Source organism: Barnesiella sp., assembly GCF_022723415.1.
In the GTDB taxonomy this organism is placed as follows: domain Bacteria; phylum Bacteroidota; class Bacteroidia; order Bacteroidales; family Barnesiellaceae; genus Barnesiella; species Barnesiella intestinihominis.
This window is the reverse complement of record NZ_JAIJHU010000066.1, coordinates 1-14393: the sequence shown is the minus strand read 5'-3', so window position 1 is coordinate 14393 and position 14393 is coordinate 1. Positions and strand designations below refer to the sequence as shown.

The window sequence follows — 14393 nt, the reverse complement described above, 5'->3', positions numbered from 1 at the left end:
AAGAACGAACCAAGAAGCGCCGCCGCAGTTATCGGGGGCTTGCTTGTATTCTAACCCTCCTCTATTACTTTCACTGAGGGTATTTTTAACCCCTCCGTCCTTCGGACACCTCCCCTATATTTTGCGTTGCAAAACACAGAGGAGGAGGGTGAGAGTAACCCTCCGCTCATTGCAGATTCAATAAATTCGTTCTACTGTTTCTGTTTTAACCCCTTCGCCCTGCGGGCACTCTCCCTATATTTTACGATGCAAAACACCCCGTAAGGCTACGGGGCACGGCAGGGGAGAGGGTGAGATGTATTTCCCTTTCGCTTCTGCTCTGATTTTATATGCCACACCCCGCAATGCTACGGGCATGGCAAGGGAGGTGGTTGGGAGTAGCTTATTTTTCTTCTTTCTTTGATACTCGCGGAATGAGAATCGATGTATATAATTGTAGGACAGCAGCGACAGTAAGCAACATAATCCAATCGGGGTCTTCTTTGAACATGAAATATGAAGAGGCTACCAAAAAGAGAGATGAGAATGTTTCGATGTGGTAGAGTCTTTTTAACCGGAAATTTTTCCCTTTGTAACGGAATGTGAGTCTGCAAACGGCCATGCCTGCGGCTCCGAAAGCATAAATGTATGGAACCCACGGCATTTTGAGCATGAACAAGGGCATAGCTGCCCCTATAATGACGGCAATGGAGGATACCATGAATAATATATTGCGTGTTTGCTGGTTCATATTTATCGTATGTGTTATAGTGTTATTTTTTATTTTCGATGAGATAGATGTCTTCGTTGGGTTTACTCATAAGATATTGTTCGCGCGCGACTTGTTCAATGATATTTTTGTCGGTTTTCAATTCTTCTATTCTACGGTTGTAGTATTCGGTCGTATCGTTTTGTGCCGCTATTTGTTTACGCAGGTCGTTGATTTCGGCATCGTATTTTATGCGTTGTATACAGCTGTTTTCATCGATGAAGATGATGAAAATAATGAATATGGCAAGAAATAATTTCCCGACGGAGATCCGGTTACGAATGAATGAGAATACTTTGTTTTTGTCCAGTTTCATCGGAACGAGATTGAAGTCACAGATTTTCGGGTAAAAGTACGAAAAATTTTTCTTCGGACAAATGGAGCGTCGTGTTTAGTGTTTGATTCGTCCCGTAAATTTCGGAAGTCTGTCTTAAAGTGTTTGTACAATTTATTATGCTGTGTTTCATGTCTATGATGTGGAATGCCCGGTGAATTACATCACCGGGGTTTGAAACAGAAAATCGAAAGGTTTGCTGTCTCGTAAATCTTTTATAGCATCGCCTGCATAAATTTCTCCGTTCGATAGCGGGAGTTTTTTCACTTTTGCCGACGGACTGAAATCTATTTTCTTCAAGTCGAGCCAAAATAAATTGGGGGTAAGTGTCGATTCGAAGTAATATACTTTGTTCTTTTGATCGGAGATTGACCTCCAACGGGTAGAGGAGATGTGCGGTTTGTCGGGTGTATTTATACCTAAGGGAACCGATACATTGCGCATGACACTCAATACACTGGGTACTGCGATTTTGGCATCGGACGTTTGGGGTATTGCTTTTATGTAGAAAGAAGCCCGTACAAAACGGTCGCTCGCCCGGTTTGTTCCCGGTAACATTACCAGTCCTCCGATTTCTTCCCAATAGCGGTTAATGGCTAATTGTTCTTCATACCGAGGCGAGTTTGTCATCACTCTATATTCTTTTCCTTCGTGAATATTCAGTTTCCCGTCGAGATATTCCAAGATTGCCGTATTTCCGGTTTCGTCGGTAATTGCTAAGTGCAGGGTAGATTCGGGTCCATTGTTCGGCATGCGTGGAGCGTCTATGCGGAAGATTTCTTTTTTCAGTTCTTCGACAGCTTCGTGCACAGTTGCAAAATTGTCGAGTACATATTGGGTCCATATACTGATTCCCATTACCGGACGGGTATCGCCCGGCAGTGAATAGACGGACTCGGGCAAAAATAGCAGGCTTGCCACCAATCCTTTTTCGTTTATTCCGTCACAGGTTCCTATGTCGTATCCTGTCGCAATTACACTTCCGTATTTAGAGGTCCAATTCACGGTTTCGCCCTTGTTGTATCCGGCTCGTTTCATTCCACGAGGAAAGACGTAGATGTTCGACATAATGTCTTCTTTCCAGTCCATCGTACGGCCTGTTATTACCATTTGTTCGGGGCCGATATACACGGCGCGTGTACAGGCTTCCATAGGCTCTATGTTCCCGGTTGAAACGGCTGCCAACGCTAAAAATGCTCCTGTCATACTTTTTTTCATTATGTTCATATTTACTTTCATTATAGAGGTTGTTTTTTTAAGAACAATCGATGGGCGATTATTATCGGTTTAAAAGGAACATTAAACAGATTCTTAGGTTTATTTAAGAAGCTGTTTTAAATTTATAGAGAAATAATATTATCATTTCAAGCAGGTATGTTCCGGCCATATTGCGCCCCTGTCTGGCATCTTGAATCCCTTGATTTTTGTCAATAGCCCGCTATTGACTGCCTATCTCGGACTCCAATCTGTTTCAACATAGGTCTCAATCTGTCTCGGAATAAATTTAAAACAGCTTCTAAGAATAGCGAGTGGGATTGGCGGGTGCGTTATGGCTAAAAAGCGAGGGTCTCGAATGGCATTTCGAGACCCTCGCTTTTTAAGATTTTATTTTCTTTGCTCGTTGACTTATCAGAAGCTATCGGAGAATAGTTTCGATTCGGAAACTTTGACTACTTTTCCGTATTTTTCGAGAGCCTTAGTATCGAAATCTTTCGGATTTCCTACGATGGCGATAACAACCGGTTTTCCCTTGATGTTTTCGTTGTAGAAATCGATGATGTCCTCGAATTTGAGCGTTTCGATCTTTTTCATTTTGTCGATGGCCGGATCTTGTGTATAGCCCATTCGTTTCCATGCCTCATATACGGCACTTGCAGAACGGAATCCCGGTTTCGCACTGAGGATAGATTCTTTGATATTGGTTTTTACTACGTCGAAACGTTCGGGTGTGGACGGCATATCTTTCAACAAATTCATGTAAATTTCGATAGCGTCGAGCGTTTTGTCTCCCTGAGTGCCGACAAATCCTTGAAATAGCGTGTTTCGACCGGCAACGGAGGGGGTCCCCACGATACCGTAGGAGGTATATGCCATAGCTCGTTTTTCGCGAATTTCATCTACGACGAGGCTTCCGAATCCAGCTCCAAAGTAGCTTGAAAAGGCTTCGATGAATATATCGTCTTTTACATCAAATGGTTTTCCTTCTATAAAGAAGTATATTTTACTTTGAGTCGCTTTGCTGTTGGGCAGGAAGAAAATCGTATTTTCGGTATATTGTTGTCGAGGACGTAACTCGGGAGAGGTAGAGGGCATTTCTTGCGCTTTCAACGGCAAGTTTTGGCTCAATACTTGATATACATCGTCGAACGGCGCCGTACCTACGTAATAGATTTCACATTCGTAATTCGTGGCGGCTTGGAATTGAGTCGTCAGATCTGTAATCGAAAGGTCTATTAAATCGCGAGTGGGGATGCGTTGCAGGTAGTCTGAACTATCCTTGTATAATACATATGACGTGAGGGCACTTTCCAATGTCCCGATACTGCTTTTTTCCATCTGGCGAGAGCCGAACGCGCTACCGATGAGGCTTTGCAACTGCTTGTCGTCGAGTTTGGGGAAAAGGATTTGTTTGGAAAGAAGCTGGCAGGCTTTTACCAAATCTTTTTCGTATCCGCTCATCATGACATACATGTAGTTGTCGTCCACAGCGTATGTGCAATTTGCATTTAATTCGCCCATAGCCCGTTTGAATGCCAACGGTTCGATATCGGGCAGCATACCTGCGTTGTTCATCAGGGCGACGGCATATTCGAGTTTAGGCATCTTTTTCGTTCCGATGCCGTATTTCAAAGTCATCGTGAATACGTCGTTCTCGGGGTTGAGATTGTAGAACAGTTTGCTGCGAGTGTTGAGTTGCTTTTGTTGGATAGAGTTGAAGTCGCAGTATTTTACTTCGGGCATGTTGACCGGTATACTTTCTACCCATTTAGCATATTCCGATTTGGCTCCTTTTTTCGTCTCGATGGGTTTGTAATCGGGCTTTTTCAGTTTTTGTCCTTTGCTGTCGAGGTTTTTCGCTTCTTGAATATTCAAAGCGAGGTAATTGTCGTTAAAGTATTTTTTTGCTACGGCTTTCACCTCGTCGATGGTGACAGCTTTGACTTTTTCTTTGAAGTTGACGATATCCGACGGATCGGCTCCCGTATTGAAAAGAGAGGCTAAGATATAGGCTTTCATTTCGTTCGATTCCATTTGCAGGTCGTATTCGCGTATCATGTTTTGTTTGATAGCTTCGAGAGTCGCTTCGTCGAACTCCCCGTTTTGCAGTTGACGCAATGAGGATAATACGATTTTTTCTACCGATTTGTGACTGTCCCAACGATTTTGGTTCGCATCGAAAGAGGGAATGGCATTGATCATGAGAATCCCTGCATCTCGCATGGCATTTTGAGATGCGCCTACGCTCATGATGTCGCCGTCGAGTTGCAGCTTGTCGAGGATACCGGTTTTTTGTGAGTTGGAGAGAAGTTCGCAGCAGATGTCCAATGCGATTTCTTCTTTGTCGTTCGAAGGAACTCCATTGTAAATGAGGGCCAGCATAGGATAATAGAAAATTTTCGCGCTCTTTTCCGTGCGACCTTTGAATTGGCGGACGGGTTTCTTTTCCCGATGTATCTCGGCTCGGCGGGGAACTCTTTCGAATTTATCGCGAATCATCGGTATAGCCTCTTTGGCGTCGATGTTACCTACCAGAATGATAGACATATTCTGAGGGCCATACCATGTATTATAGAAATCGATCAGTTTACTTAATTGGGGATTTTTCAAGTGTTCGGGGAGACCGATAATGGGACGGGCGTATGGGTGATCTCCGAATGCTTGTTCATAGATGAACTCTCTCATTCTCGATCCGCGGTCGTCGTTATACATGTTGTACTCTTCGTATACGGCTTCCAATTCGGTCTGGAAGCCCCGGAATACGGGGTCTATAAGACGTTCGGAATAGATTTCGAGCCATTTTTCGAGTTGCGAAGGCGGGAAAGAATTGTGGTATTCCGTTTGGTCGTAGCCTGTGCTGGCGTTTAGTCCTTGTCCTCCCATGTGGTCTACCAAAAGGGAAAATTCATTTCCTGCGGCATATTGGGCTGCTTCACGGGTCAGGTCGTTAATTTCCTTGTCTATGGCTTCGCGGGCAGCGGGGTCGCTTAATGCTGCTCGTTCGTCATACTTGGCGATAATTTTTTCATAGATGGGTTTCTCTTTTTCCCAATCCAGTGCATCGATGGTTTGGGTCCCTTTGAACATGACATGCTCCAAGTAATGAGCCAGTCCGGTGTATTGTTCGGGATCGTCGACCGAGCCTACTTTGAAAGCGATCATACCGAATACATCGGGTTTACTTTTGTCTTCCCAAATGTAAACCGTTGCTCCATTACGTAGAGTCATTACGCTAAGTTGTTGGGCTTTACCCGGAGTAAAAAACAGACATAGCGCGATAAAGCACAATAGATGTTTGATTTTCATATTGTTAAGTATTTGTGTGATTGTGTTTGCAAAATATTCCTATTCTTAGGAGCAAAAATAACATAAAATTACTAACTTGTAGTCGTTTTTGACAAATTTAATTTTGAATGTTTATAAATTTATTCTTATGAAAAGATTGTTATTTGCCGGATTACTGGGGGTGATTACCTCTCTTGGGCTTCGGGCGGGAGAGCCTACAACTATGTGGCCGTATTTATTCGATGATTTTATGGAGGCTTCTATTTATTCCAAATCGGGGAATAAAGGGGAGGCGAAAGTAAACATTCATTTATTGCGTAACGATTTGCACTATTTGAATGGTTCGCAGATATACTGTCCCGATAATCAAAACGATATCGGTCGGGTTGTTTTTGCCGACAGTACCGAATTCGTACGTTGCGAGAATTTTTTTATCGAGGTATTGGGCGAGACACCGCAAGCGATTCTCGGTCGTAGGACGACGGGCGATTTCGACCGTTTGCTACAAGGGACGGGGGCTTATGGTACATCGTCGTCTACTTCGGCGGTCGATAATTTGTCGAGTTTGCAACTCGGCGGTATCGCCAATCTCAATTACGATATGATTCGCGTGGAGCGTGAAAACGGGCAGACATTACCGGTGTCTACTCGGTTGTGTTTCATTGTCGGTGGTGAAATTGTCAATGCGAATAAAAAATCTGTTTCGAAGCTCTTGCCCGAATCAAGCAGAAAAGAGTTCAATGTATTTCTTAAAGCGAATAAGATCAAGTGGAGTAAGGTCGATCATTTGCAAAAGGTTCTTGAATATATTTCTCCTCTTTTAGGAAAATAGTTGTAAGATTCCATAAGAGTTTTTGATTGTAGGGTTTAACCCCCTCGCCCTGCGGGCACTCCCCCTATATTCCCTAACGGAAACACCCCGTAATGCCACGGGACACGGCAGGGGAGAGGGTGATACCTGATTTGTTACTGCCGATGTTTTCTAACCCCTCCGTCCTTCGGACACCTCCCCTATATTTTGCTGCGCAAAACACAGAGGAGGAGGGTGAGATGTATTTTCCTTTCGCTTCTGCTCCGATTTTATACGTGACACCCCGCAATGCTACGGGGCACGGCAGGGGAGGAGTGTAGAAATCTTACAATAACGTTGCTATACTGTTTTTTAACCCCTCCGTCACTGCGTGCCACCTCCCCTATATTTTGCGATGCAAAACACAGGGGAGGAGTTTTAAAATATCTCCGATAAAATGATAACTGAGATGCTCCGAAATGCTACGGGACACGGCAGGGGAGGAGGATAATAGTTTTTTGTATTTCAGTTTTTGGGGTAGTCCAGATGAACAGGGGGAGAGATTAGATGAAAATTCGGGCAGCCTAAAAAGGTAAGAAGGAGGTAAAAACAATTTTACGAAGGAAGAGCCGTATCATTACTCGAAACAGAGTTTTGATACGGCTCTTTGGGGTTTAGCGGTTACAATCTGTGACTTTTCAGAACGGTCATTTAGTTTTGACGCAATCGCTTCGTCGTTTTTATGGGTAGTAGAATTTTATTCGAACTTGCGTTGCCAGAACCACATTTCGTTAAAAGTGAGGCTTACCGATATTCTGAAATGGTCTTCGGTAATGAGTTTAACAGGGGTGCATTGGCGATTGATGTACTCGAACGATACGTTGACTACCGATTTGTCTGTGGCAAGGGGAAAACCGAAACCGCAAGTGGCTCCGATTTCGTCCATATCGTTTCCGTTTATTTTCAGATAAGAGCGATTGTAGAAGATACCTGCCCGGTAGTTGACGTGTTCGAAATAGTTTCCTCCCATGTTTTTCGGACGGAATTCGGCTCCCAATGCTATTTTTAATCGGTTATTGAATTGTCCTTTGGAGGATTGTAACTGTCCGGCGGTGAGATTCGTAAATTTGGCGTCGGCCCAATTCTGATAGGTTACGTCGGCCGCTATGGTAAGGCGTTTGTCGTAGTTGTAACTGATACCGCCGCCGTATGTCGAGGCCAATGAATAATTATTTTTCATTTTCAGGGTATCGGCGGTGGTCGCCGTGTTGGAGCTTACATCGTAGGTACTGCGGTATGCTCTACCCAATAGGGCTTTCCCGGGGGAATAAACCGCACCGAGCGTGATGGTATGCTTTTTGTTCCATTCTATGGCGTATTGGGCTCCGAACGATAAATGGTAGTCGCGTACTTTGAGCATGGTTTCGAACATGCCGCTGCTGCCGTCATTCGGTATTCCGGTGCTGGTATTGGTGAGGTTCCCGAAGAGGTAGCTGATGTTGGCTCCTATCGAGAATCCTTTGAAGGGTCTACCGCTTACTCCCACATAGGCTTGTGAGATGTTGCCATCGCCCGACCGGCTATCCGAGCCGTTGTCTATGCTGTTTATGAAAGAGTAGCCTACATTGGAATAGGGCAGGAGTCCCACGCTACCGGCCATGTACCGTCCCAATGGAAACTGCATGACGATGTAGTCGAGCGACCCGCTTTGGCTGTTTTCTTTTAGCGAGCCTTCTCTGGTGATTGTATTTTGATAGGTGAGTCCTATATCGAAAAGAAAAGTGAGCGAATCCATGCTTGCATAGGAAGCCGGGTTCATCACATTGATTTGCCGATTGTTGTGCAAGGCATATCCTACGCCACCCATAGCTCGTTGAGCGCCTATGGCGTTGTCACCCAAAATACCATATCCGAATCTGGAATAGGGCGAGCTTGTCCCGTTTTGGGCAAAGGCGACGAGCCCTATCGACAAGCAGATAAAGAGAATTTTATATTTTAGCATTTTCTTGTAAGATTCTGTTTAAGCCGGTTAGTACCAAGTTTTCGTCCACAAAGATGCGACTTTTTATTTTTGCAGCCAATTTTAAGGCATCTCCCCCTGTTAAAAAAACGAAAAGGTCGGGATAAACCTTGTTTAACCGGGCTATATATCCTTCTATTTCATAAGCGATGCCGAGCACAGCTCCTGCCCGCATGGCGGTTTCGGTGCTGAATCCTATTTCGGGTGTCTCTCCTGCATCGTCGATGAGGGGGAGTTTTCCCGTGTGTTCGTGCATGGCCCGTAATCTCAATCGGATGCCCGGTGCTATGTTTCCGCCGGCAAACGTGCCATCGGCGGTGAGTAGATCGTAGGTGACGCATGTGCCTGCATCGACGATGAGCACTGCTTTGTCGGGGCATTGCATGACGGCTCCCACTACTGCGGCGATTCTGTCCAGACCTAATGTTTCGGGGGTGGCATATCCTATTTTAATGGGGAGTTCCGATGAATGGTCGAATTTTAAAAAGTAGGGTAGTCGCTGTCGCAGTATCGCTATGGCTTGGGGATCGTACTCGGTGACTGTCGAGAATATGGCGGCATCGACTTCGTGAGCGTCCAAGAAGTCGATAACGGTCGTTGAGTCCCATTTCGGGTAGAAATAGACATTTTGCAATCGTCCTGCCCGAAAGAGTGCCATTTTGGTTATCGAGTTTCCTTGATCGATGATAAGATTCACAACTTAAAATTTTAGACAAAAGTACAAAAGAGAATGTGTATGCATGCATGAACGGTTCTTTTTTTTCTCAGATTTATACTAATGGGGCGATTTTGTCTATTTTCTTCTATTTTTCAACTCCCTTTTTATGCGCTTGTGTTTTCGGAATGGGGCTGTTTTTTTTCTGCTCGGTGAGGTTGGGTAGGGGGATACAAAGGACTTTCTTTCCCAGCCAAAGAAAGTCCTTGTTACACTAATTTACGTTATTTGTTCATTCTTCTCAGCAGCGAGAAGAACGAACCAAGAAGCGCCGCCGCGGTTATCGGGCTTTTGGCTCGTCGCTACGGTCGCCGTCGGGGTCTGCGGAACTCGCTTCGCTCGGACAGTCCTCGCCCTTTTCCCTCCGTCTTCCTTGCGTCTTCACCGCCCGATAAAGGCGGAATCGGGGATTGTGCTCTTGCTTGTATTCTAACCCCCTCTGTTTTATTAACCCCTCCGTCCTTCGGACACCGCCCCTGTGTTTTGCGTAGGGAAATATAGGGGAGAGACCGAAGGAACGGCAGTTCCGGAGGAGAGGGGTTGAGAAATATTACAAGGTAATTTTTATTTGTAGGGGGTAGAAATATCGGTAGAGGTAAATAAATATTATAGAGGAGCTTTGAAAAAATAAGAGGGGAAGTAGTTGGATTTACCATTCTAGGAAATTATATTTGTAAATCATTCTAAATGAGTTATGAAACGAAGTTTCAACAGAAAGGAGAAAGAGGTCCAGCGGAAAGAGCTTCGTTCCAATGGGACAAAATACGAAGCGACTCTTTGGCTGATGTTGAAAAACCGGCAAATCGATGGCGCGAGATTCCGCCGGCAATTTTCGGTGGGTGAATATATATTGGATTTTTACTGTCCCGAATTGAAGTTGGGAATAGAATTGGACGGGCAAGGCCATTATACAATCGAAGGGAGTCTTAGAGACGGGAGCCGGGATAACAGGTTATCTGCACGAGGGATAACCGTATTGAGGATTGAAAATCGAGCGATTTTCGAGAATCAGCCGGCTGTGATAGAGCTGTTGAAAGAGACTGTTCGGAGATTAAAGGCTTCTGGTCAAAGTGTTTAATTGGAGTCATTTGTTTTTTCTGTTTGTGTAATTTTTTTTAACTTCTCTGTTGTTTTAACCCCCTCGCCCTGCGGGCACTCCCCCTATATTTTTGCTGCGCAAAACACAGGGGGAGAGTGTGATACCCGGTTTGTTGCTGCCGATGTTTTTTTCAACCCCTTTGTTTTATTAACCCCTCCGTCCTTCGGACACCTCCCCTATATTTTGCTGTACAAAACACAGGGGAGGAGTGTGATACATGTCTTTCTTTACAGTTCGATGTGTTTTCTATATAACAATATAAAACATTCTCACCTTCTCCCTCTATATTGCTGCGTGACACGGCAGGGGGAGTGTGAGATTTGATTTTGTTACTGTCGCTGTTTTTTCAACCCCTTTGTTTTTTCAACCCCTCCGTCCTTGCGGACACCTCCCCTATATTTTGCTGCGCAAAACACAGGGGAGGAGGGGGAGAAGTATCGAATGTTAATTGAATAAACGAATTGAGTTAAAATTTTGATAAGATTAGCTCTATTTGGCGATAATACGATTAATGCGTGTCTTATTTTATATTTTATTAACAGGCAATTCTCCTTGTTTCTATTCTTATTTTATAATTAAATTAAGAATTATCTATTATATTGTTTCTTAATAAGTTAGTCTTGTTGTGAAAAATGCATATTTATGAATCTCTGAAAAAAGAGAATGGGTTTTATCAAAAAGAAAGCCCGAAAGGTATGTTTTCTTTCAATTTGATTTTTATATTGATGTTTTTTTGTTATCTTTGCATGCTGAATACTTCTATGAGAAGTTGATTTGAGCATAGAGATTCGCTATTTTTATTAAGTTTTATATATATAATAAGGTTAAAAAAGGAAAGAAAAGTTTTAGAGTTAGTAGTGTGTAATGAAAAAAAAACTTGACAAGGATTGTCGAGTGAGTGTAATGTGAAAAAAAAGAAGAGATAATAGTTTATTTAAATTTAATTTCAGTCGTATGAGAAAATTAACATTGTTATTGTGCGCTCTGTTGGCTGGCATTTCGTTGGCGGTGGCTCAAACGAGTATCTCCGGTACGGTGTTGTCGGCAGAGAATGACGAGCCGGTTATCGGTGCGTCTATCTTGGTGAAGGGCGCGAATGCTTCTACTATTACCGACACGGACGGTAAGTTTACAATCAAGATCCCTGCCGGGGCATCGAGAACTTTGGTTATTTCCTACATCGGTATGGAAAAACAGGAGGTTTTTGCGCGTAATGGTATGGTCGTTAAATTGAATTCTGCCGATCATACTCTCGACGATGTCGTGGTGGTAGGTTACCAGACGATACGGAAGGAGGCCAAAACCGGTTCTATCGCGACTGTCGATGGTGATGATCTGGCTTCTATCCCCGAGACTTCGGTGGACAAGATGCTTTCCGGTAAAATGGCCGGTGTGTCGGTTTCGTCGAGCAACGGGCAACCGGGATCTGTGGCTACGATTCGGGTCCGCGGAACCAGTTCTATCGGAGCCGGTAACGACCCTTTGTATGTAGTTGACGGTATTCCCGTAGAAAGCGGTGATGTAGGCGGACTTTCCAACAGTATGAACGCTATTGCCTTGATCAACGCCAGCGATATTGCTTCGGTGACGGTGTTGAAGGATGCCGCAGCCGCTTCTATCTATGGTTCGCGTGCTGCCAATGGTGTGATTTTGATTACCACCAAGTCGGGAGAAGCCGGGAAATCCAAGATTACCGCTCGTGCCCGCTACGGTGTGTCCACGCTTGCCAATGACAATGACTTCGGTATGGCCAATCTCGAAGAATATGTACAATATCAACGCGATGCCCGTATCAATGCTGGGTATAATCCCGATGATCCTTCGTCGGAGTATTATTTCCCGCAGGCTATGGCCGGCAGACGCGCGACCAACTGGATGAAAGAGTTGACGCGTAACGGCAGCTTGCAAGAGTATGAGCTGATCGCTTCGGGCGGTGCGGGCAAGACTACTTACTATACTTCATTGTCTTATAATAAAACGAACGGTATCGTGCCGACCGTAGGTTTCGAGAAGATGCAGATTCGCGCGAACCTCGATACCGAGTTGAACAAATGGTTGAAAATGGGAACTCGTCTGCATGGCGGTTATATGAAGGTTTCCGATGTGCAAAATAGTTTGTTGGGCGATAGCGGTTTGGCTCCTACGAATCCCTTCTATTCGGGTATGGCTTTGGCTCCGACCATGAACGCTTACAACGAGGACGGAAGCTACAACTTCGATTTGCCTTTCGTGTTCAACGTGAACCCGATCGCCGCTATTCGCGAACAAGACAAATACGACAAGCAGTATAAATTCAACGGAACCGTTTATTTGGAATGGAAACCGATCAAGCAACTGACGTTCCGTACCAACAACTCTATCGAGTATGCCACGACTACCAGCCGCGCTTACAGTCCGGCTTTCGTGAACACGGCTTCTTATGGCGCTTCTTTGAACACGGCCGAGAGCCAATATCGCATATTGACTACTTCGAATACGATCACTTATGACGACCTGTTCAACGACGACCATTCGTTGAATGTGTTGATCGGTCAGGAAGCCAATACGTATGAATCTTCTTTCTTGCAAGGTATATCTTATCATGTGAATCAACAACGTCCTTACCACTCTGTGGGTGTTTCGGTAGAAGACCAACGAGTGGGTGACGGTCTTACCGAAATGGCGATGGTTTCTTTCTTCGGTGTAGCCGAATACAATTACAAAGGCCGTTATTATGTAAAAGGTTCTATTCGTACGGACGGTAGCTCCAAGTTCGGTCCCGACAGACGTTGGGGTACTTTCTGGGCTGCCAGCGCTTCGTGGAATATTCACAACGAAGATTTCATGCAGGATATCAAATCGGTACTTAATCAATTGAAATTGCGTTACAGCTATGGTGTGAACGGTAACGACAATATTGCAGCCTATGCACACTACGGTTTGTACTCCGACATCGTGTACAACGGTATTACCGGTCAGTTGCCTTCTCAGTTGCAGAACCGCAAATTGACTTGGGAGACCAACAAAACTCACAATATCGGTATCGACTTCCGTCTGTTCGACCGTTTGAACGGTTCTATCGACTGGTACACCCGTCGTACCGAAGATATGTTGATCGCAGCTCCTCTGCCTTATACGACCGGTTTTGCTTCGCAAGCCCAGAACGTAGGTAAGATTCGCAACAGCGGTGTGGAGGTTCAGTTGGATGCCGAGATTTTCAATACCAACGACTTCAAATGGACAGCCGGCGTGAACTTTGCAGCCAACCGTTCGAAAGTGCTCGAACTTGCTCCGGGTCAAGATTTTATAGGAACGACTTTGCGTTATGTCAAGGGCGAACAGCTTTATACCTATTGGTTGTATGACTATGCCGGGGTGAATCCTCAGAACGGTAACGCTTTGTGGCGTAACGAAGAGGGGCTGTTGACCGAGAATTACGGAGAGGCTCGCCGTATCAATGCCGGTTCTCCCGAACCTCTGTGGACGGGCGGTTTCAATACCGAGCTTTCTTGGAAAGGTATATCGTTGGGTATTCAGCTCGAAGCCCGCTATGGTAACAAGGTGTTGAACCAAGACCGTTCGTTGTTCGAAGCAGACGGCTCTTACGGCGATTCGAACATTTGGAAAGGCGCCATGAATTATTGGAAGAAACCGGGCGACACCAATGTATTGCCGAAACCGGTTTACAACAATTCGAGCAACAGCTCTGCTATTTCTACCCGTTATCTCGAAGATGGCAGCTACTTGCGTATCAAGGATATTACGCTGGCATACAGCTTGCCTTCGAAATGGACCAAAAAGGCATTGATGAGCGGTGTTCGCATCTATGCCAGCGCATTGAACCTCTATACGTTCCACAACATGAACTACTGGGATCCCGAACACGGAACCTCGGGTGCTACCATCATCAGTTACCCGATGACCCGTTCGATGATCGTGGGTGTGGATATTACTTTCTAATCAATTAAAAAAGAATTGTTACAATGAAAAAAATAATTTTATCGATAGCAGTTTTAGCGTTGGCTCTTTCTTCCTGCGAGGACTTCCTGACGAAGGAGCCACCGATGGATCAGTCAGACGAATTGGCTCTGTCGACCTTCGAGGGCATCGACGGAGCGACGGCGGGTAACTATCGGGCAGTCATCTCGTGGTATGGAGCATCGTTCCCGTTGACATTCGACGTGATGTGCGGCAACGGTATGGTA

The 14393-nt window shown here is 44.9% G+C and carries 9 protein-coding genes and 1 pseudogene; 4 read left to right on the top strand and 6 right to left on the bottom strand.

All coding sequences use genetic code 11. From position 1 onward, the window contains the following. Nucleotides 1-382: 382 nt before the first annotated feature. The 4 genes from QVD32_RS11340 to QVD32_RS11325 all read right to left on the bottom strand — a co-directional run bounded on the left by QVD32_RS11340 (nt 383) and on the right by QVD32_RS11325 (nt 5606). Nucleotides 383-730, bottom strand: a complete 348-nt coding sequence (locus QVD32_RS11340; RefSeq protein WP_008861033.1) for a hypothetical protein — start codon at nt 728-730, stop codon at nt 383-385. Nucleotides 731-752: 22 nt separating this feature from the next. Next, nucleotides 753-1064 carry an FtsB family cell division protein gene (locus QVD32_RS11335; protein ID WP_021891534.1) on the bottom strand — a complete coding sequence of 104 codons (312 nt, stop codon included), beginning with the start codon at nt 1062-1064 and terminating at the stop codon, nt 753-755. Between the two features lie 177 nt (nt 1065-1241). After that, entirely contained in the window at nt 1242-2300 is a 1059-nt protein-coding gene (locus tag QVD32_RS11330; protein ID WP_118687588.1) for a linear amide C-N hydrolase, read from the bottom strand. Between the two features lie 411 nt (nt 2301-2711). Beyond that, on the bottom strand, nt 2712-5606 hold the full coding sequence (locus QVD32_RS11325; RefSeq protein ID WP_118687582.1) for a M16 family metallopeptidase: 2895 nt from the start codon (nt 5604-5606) through the stop codon (nt 2712-2714). A 127-nt stretch (nt 5607-5733) separates the two neighbouring features. Here QVD32_RS11325 and QVD32_RS11320 point away from each other — a divergent pair, with 127 nt between their 5' ends. Further along, entirely contained in the window at nt 5734-6417 is a 684-nt protein-coding gene (locus QVD32_RS11320; protein WP_147401622.1) for a hypothetical protein, read from the top strand. Nucleotides 6418-7132: 715 nt separating this feature from the next. Here the strand turns inward: QVD32_RS11320 and bamG are convergent. Further along, on the bottom strand, nt 7133-8377 hold the full coding sequence (bamG, locus tag QVD32_RS11315) for a BamG family beta-barrel-assembly machinery protein (protein WP_287710224.1): 1245 nt from the start codon (nt 8375-8377) through the stop codon (nt 7133-7135). Continuing rightward, nucleotides 8364-9092, bottom strand: a complete 729-nt coding sequence (locus tag QVD32_RS11310) for a type III pantothenate kinase (protein ID WP_287710222.1) — start codon at nt 9090-9092, stop codon at nt 8364-8366. Before QVD32_RS11310 ends, bamG begins: the two co-directional genes overlap by 14 nt. Before the next feature lie 712 nt (nt 9093-9804). Between QVD32_RS11310 and QVD32_RS11305 the strand changes: the two genes are divergently transcribed. The 3 genes and pseudogenes from QVD32_RS11305 to QVD32_RS11295 all read left to right on the top strand — a co-directional run. Continuing rightward, a complete protein-coding gene (locus QVD32_RS11305) occupies nt 9805-10188 on the top strand; it encodes an endonuclease domain-containing protein (RefSeq protein ID WP_287710221.1) in 384 nt (127 codons plus the stop codon). Between the two features lie 975 nt (nt 10189-11163). Beyond that, entirely contained in the window at nt 11164-14148 is a 2985-nt protein-coding gene (locus QVD32_RS11300) for a SusC/RagA family TonB-linked outer membrane protein (RefSeq protein ID WP_287710220.1), read from the top strand. 23 nt (nt 14149-14171) lie between these two features. Continuing rightward, nucleotides 14172-14393 (top strand): annotated as a pseudogene (locus QVD32_RS11295) (hypothetical protein); the annotation flags it as partial.